This is a genomic window from Roseateles sp. P5_B10, assembly GCF_056400485.1.
In genome coordinates, this window is the sequence record NZ_JBFULE010000533.1 from 1 (window position 1) to 3,707 (window position 3,707).

Here is a 3,707-nt window from a genome sequence, read left to right on the forward strand (position 1 = left end):
AGCCTGAAGCGCTTGCGACGCAGGCCCGACAAGGCCAGATCATCGAGACCGAAGCGCCAGACCGTCCACAGGATGACCAGCAGCCGCGAGACAAACCTCATGCGCCGCTACCGGACGTCGTCGTCGCAAAACGCGCGGCCATGCCCGACAACGTGCGCCGCAAGGTGCGGCCGAACTGGGCGAGCTGGCGGGCGGGCAGCGGCCCGACGATGCCGGCCAGATCGTCCTCGATGTCCCAGCGCAGGTTGTCCATCAACCAGTGCATCTCGCCAGCGAAAGCGGCATCGCCCTGCACGCTGACGGTGGGCGCCTCTCCCGTGAATGCACCCAGAGCCAGCTTGGCGGGGTTGGATGCATCGATCTCGATGCGCAGGCCGCCGGCGCCTGCCGGGGCGGCGTCCAGGCGTTCAAAAAGACCCGCTGGTGTGACACCGAGTATCAAATCAGGCGCCGCCGGCAGCAGGCTGGGCCAGCCTGCCAGGTGGACGACGAGCCCACGCCCAGCCAGCGGCCGCAGGCGTTGCGCCGCGATGGGCTCCCGCGACACGACATGGTTGATCAGCAAAACAAGGCGATCCTGCAGGGCCGGCATCAGCAAGGGCGTGATGGACGGCAGCGGAGGCAGGGGCGGCAGGGGCCAGGAAGCAGACATATACAAGATTGTAGGCAGCGGACCATGAACAGGGGACGCCGACGGTTCGGCCGTCAAATTTGTTGGTAGAGAATCCCTGATCCTTTTTCAGCCTCGGGTACACCCTGACCCGAGGACTACCAAACCCACCAAGATGTTTGAGGACCGCAGCTACAAGAGGACGTTCTACAGCGCACCGCAGTCGGTCGAATCCCTGATCGCCGCTTTCCTGGAGCCCGGCATCATCGTTCTGACCTTTCTTGTCGTGAACGGTCACTTCGACGAGCCGGTGCTGCGCCCCACCCTGACGCTGTGCCTGCTCGTCTTCGCCCTCACCTTCCCGGGTCGCAACCGCTTCAGCGACCACCCGGCCAGCGCCCTTGTGGACGTGCTGTCCTCCTGGCTGGTGCTGCTGGGCATCCTGCTGCTGTGCGGCTACGCCACCAACAGCCTGCACTATTTCGAGGACGAGGTGCTGCTGTGGTGGGCCGTCATCACACCTGCCGTCCAGATCGCCGCCATCGAGACGGGCCGGCGCATCCAGCAATGGCGGGCACGCGACCCGGGCGCGCGCCGTACGGCGGTCGTCGTCGGCGCGGGCGTGCTTGGCCACAAGGTGGCGCGAGCGCTGCGCGACTCTCAGGGCGTCGTCTGCCTGGGCTATTTCGACGACCGTGCGCCTGAGCGCCTGCACCCGGAAGCCGGCGCCTCCATCCTGGGCACCCTGCCCCAGCTCAGCGAGTTCGTGCGCGACAAGGGCGTGCGCGAGGTCTACATCACCCTGCCCCTGGGGTCGCAGCCTCGCATCGTCGAGTTGCTGGAACAGGTGCAGGGCACGACGGCCTCGCTGTTCTTCGTGCCCGACGTGTTCGGCATCAGCATCATCCAGGGCCGCCTGCAGGACATCTCGGGCGTGCCGGTGGTCGGCATCTGCGAGACGCCCTTCACCGGCACCAACCAGCTGATCAAGCGCGTCAGCGACGTCGTTCTGGCCACGTTGATCCTGATCCTCATCTCGCCCATCCTGCTTGCCCTGGCCATTGGCGTGAAGCTCAGCTCACCAGGCCCTGTCATCTTCAGGCAGAAGCGCAACGGCCTGGATGGCGAGGAGATCATCGTCTACAAGTTCCGCTCCATGCGGACACAGGACAACGGTCCCGTGGTCAAACAGGCCACCAAGGGCGACGCGCGCATCACGCCCTTTGGCGCCTTCATCCGCCGCACCTCGCTGGACGAACTGCCGCAATTCATCAATGTGCTGCAGGGTCGCATGAGCATCGTCGGGCCGCGCCCGCACGCCGTGGCCCACAACGAGGAATACCGCAAGATCATCAAGGCCTACATGGTGCGCCACAAGGTCAAGCCGGGCATCACCGGCTGGGCCCAGGTGAATGGCTTGCGTGGCGAGACCGACACCATCGACAAGATGGTGGCACGCGTCGAATACGATTTGGAATACCTGCGCAACTGGTCACTGGCCCTGGATCTGCAGATCATCTTGCGGACCGTGAGGTTGGTGGTGTTTGATCGCCATGCCTATTAAGCCTGCTCGCCATTGCCACCGTTGGACCCGGCTTGCGCTGCTGATCGCCGCGCTTTCAGCGGTCCAGTCCGCGCACGCTCAGACCGATGACACGACGCCCTTTTATGTCGGTGCATCGTTAGGTGTTGCTCATGTCTCAAATGTGTACCGACAGTCAAGCGCCGCCAACGATGACACAGTGACCAGCGCCGGGGTTCTGGGCGGCATCGACACGAAGCTCGGTCGTCAGCATCTGACGGTGGACGGCTCGCTGCAGAGCAACCGCTATTCAACGATTAGCGAGCTCAACAATCGCTCCTACACCTTGCGCAGTGCGCTCAATTGGCAGACGGTGGGTAATCTGTCGGGAGTGCTGAGCGCCAAATCGGACCGATCCCTCGCTGACTTCAACATCGGTAGCGGCGTCGATCCCATCCTCAAGAAGAACATCGAACGCGAGGACGAATACCAAGCCTTGGTCCGCCTTGGCGTACTGACGCGGTATACGCTGGAAAGTAGTTGGACGCACCGCCGCCGGGACTTCAGCGCCTCGGAGTACGACCGTTTCGACTTCGAGCAGAACACGGGTTCCCTCGGCATCTATGCCACGCCCGGCGGCAATGTCAGGCTGGGCCTGGTGGGGCGACGCACCAAGGGCAAAAACCCGCACTATCCCATTGGCCTTGCCGTTGACCCGCAGACGGCGCAGGTTGTCGTCGTCTCGGTACCTAATGACTACACCCGGGACGACTTCGACTTCACCACCAAGTGGAGCACCGGCGGCCGCAGCACGCTAAACACGCGCATCAGCCGCAGCAAGTCAAAAAACAGCCTCGATGACCGGTTACGCGATTTCAGCGGCACCACCGGTGCCATCGGTTGGAACTGGCAGCCCACAGCCAAGTTGCAATTGAACCTGCAATATGCGCGGGACACCGGGCAGGAAAGTGTCGTCCAGACGGCTGACCTGAACCGGGTCTACACCACCTATCAGCTGGGCGGCACCTACGCCGTGACAGGCAAGGTCAGTCTCAGCGCCAAGGCGAGCCGGAACCGCGCCACACGCACCAGCACGGCAGGTGCCGCCGTTGCCGATGCGCTGGACGACTTCAAGACGTACAACCTGAGCATGCGCTGGGCGTTCACACGCGGCCTCAGCCTGGGCTGCCAGTACGACCGTGCCAGCCGCAACAGCAGCATTGCCCAGTACGTGTACACCGCCAGCAGCTACGGCTGCACGGGTCAAGCCATCTTCTTCTGATGACCACCATCCTGCTCACGGGTGCGACAGGCTACATCGCGTCGCACACTTGGCTGGCTCTCCAGCAGGCGGGCTATCGCGTCGTCGGCGTGGACAACTTTTCCAACAGCTCGCCCGTCGTGCTGGAAAGGCTGGCGGAACTGGCCAGCACCCCCATCGAGTTCGAACGTGCCGACGTCTGCGACGCCGCGGCAATGGACGAAGTCTTCGGCAGCTACAAGCCGGCCGCCGTCGTGCATTTCGCTGCCTACAAGGCAGTTGGCGAATCCGTCACCCAGCCGCTGGCCTATTAC

Annotated in this window: 4 protein-coding genes; 3 read left to right on the top strand and 1 reads right to left on the bottom strand. The window is 63.7% G+C overall.

Features of this window, described 5'->3' with window-relative positions:
• Positions 1 to 97: 97 nt before the first annotated feature.
• Positions 98 to 652, bottom strand: coding sequence for a hypothetical protein (locus AC1DU6_RS23310; RefSeq protein WP_056204072.1), 555 nt, complete (start codon positions 650 to 652; stop codon positions 98 to 100).
• 133 nt (positions 653 to 785) lie between these two features.
• Here AC1DU6_RS23310 and AC1DU6_RS23315 point away from each other — a divergent pair, with 133 nt between their 5' ends.
• From AC1DU6_RS23315 to AC1DU6_RS23325, 3 genes are all read left to right on the top strand, one after another.
• Positions 786 to 2,174 carry an undecaprenyl-phosphate glucose phosphotransferase gene (locus AC1DU6_RS23315; protein ID WP_157282104.1) on the top strand — a complete coding sequence of 463 codons (1,389 nt, stop codon included), beginning with the start codon at positions 786 to 788 and terminating at the stop codon, positions 2,172 to 2,174.
• Positions 2,155 to 3,414, top strand: a complete 1,260-nt coding sequence (locus AC1DU6_RS23320; RefSeq protein WP_477859951.1) for a hypothetical protein — start codon at positions 2,155 to 2,157, stop codon at positions 3,412 to 3,414. Before AC1DU6_RS23315 ends, AC1DU6_RS23320 begins: the two co-directional genes overlap by 20 nt.
• Positions 3,414 to 3,707 (top strand): NAD-dependent epimerase/dehydratase family protein (locus tag AC1DU6_RS23325; protein WP_477859953.1); only part of this gene is annotated, 294 nt, incomplete at its 3' end. The genes AC1DU6_RS23320 and AC1DU6_RS23325, both read left to right, overlap by 1 nt.